At 31.2% G+C, this 1,085-nt stretch carries 2 protein-coding genes and 1 pseudogene; all 3 read right to left on the reverse strand.

Translation table 11 applies throughout. From position 1 onward, the window contains the following. Positions 1–75 precede the first annotated feature (75 nt). Complete coding sequence (locus HMPREF1551_RS14220; RefSeq protein WP_231374968.1) at positions 76–225, reverse strand: hypothetical protein; 150 nt, start codon at positions 223–225, stop codon at positions 76–78. A gap of 179 nt (positions 226–404) precedes the next feature. Then, positions 405–920, reverse strand: coding sequence for a hypothetical protein (locus HMPREF1551_RS07890; RefSeq protein WP_021628566.1), 516 nt, complete (start codon positions 918–920; stop codon positions 405–407). Further along, positions 886–1,085 (reverse strand): annotated as a pseudogene (locus HMPREF1551_RS13980) (hypothetical protein); the annotation flags it as partial. The pseudogene HMPREF1551_RS13980 and the gene HMPREF1551_RS07890, both read right to left, overlap by 35 nt.

Raw genomic sequence — 1,085 nt, forward strand, 5'->3', positions numbered from 1 at the left:
GTTTAAACAATTCAGCGGTGATAAACACAGAGAAAGTGGCATCACCCTTCATCTCTGTCATATCCTTACTCAGCGTTAAGGTTTGTCCTTCTTGTGAGGCACTAATCTGTATGCGTATCCATTAGGAGTAACAGCGTGGCACTCTTCAAGGGTTAGTTGCAGGCAGTTGTAGTGATCCATCAGCACGTGCATCTTTACCGAATCCCAGCCACAGGTTGAAGCCATAGTTAAGGTCTGTGGTTTGCAGGGCTATGGCATCTCTAACGCTGTCGCACAGCAATAAAATGGCTACTGCTTAGCTTCATTCCGTCTATCCAATTCACAGGATAATGGCTGAGTAGATTGTTCATTTGATTTGATTTTAAAGTGGATAAATTTTTCTTCATTTGATTTTACATATCTCATTAATCATCCGAAAATTCTGTTTTTGTTGCAATTTTCTTTATTTTGTTAATATACAATGAATCTATTAGTATAAAGGTTGTATCTTTTCTTATATTATACATTAATCCTTTTTTAGCATTATAACTCAAACATAAAGAATTAAAAGTCTCCCCATTTTCCATCTTTACAAAATAAGTTAGCAGAGTATCTTTTTTTTCTATTTTCTCTATGATCCATTTATTACCTTCCATTGTATTCCAATTATCCATAAGCGTATCATTGATAAATACAATTGTAGGCATATCATCATCTACAGCAAGAAAGAGTTCTCCATCATCTTCACCTTTATATAAATAATAGAATTTTTTACCTATAAGAGGATTGTTTATTTCAGCTTTATCATCAAAATCTAAACTTGATATACTATCAGTAGGATAATCTTTTTCAGTGTTATTATTAACAACATTTTCACAAGAACTCACTGTCCCTATTAAAAATAAACTAATAAGTAATAATTTCATTTTTTGTTTTTTCATTTGTTTTTTTATTTGTTATTTCTTCTGTTATTTTTCTTCTATTTCGTCTTATTTGTGTTATTGTATATTCTTTTGAATTATGTGTTTTAGAGGCTGTAAATATTCCATCTTCTTGTTTTAAAGAAGCTAGATATTCTTCGCAATCTAAGTCTGTTTTAAAGCGTT

This window comes from Capnocytophaga sp. oral taxon 863 str. F0517, assembly GCF_000466425.1.
Classification (GTDB): Bacteria; Bacteroidota; Bacteroidia; order Flavobacteriales; family Flavobacteriaceae; genus Capnocytophaga.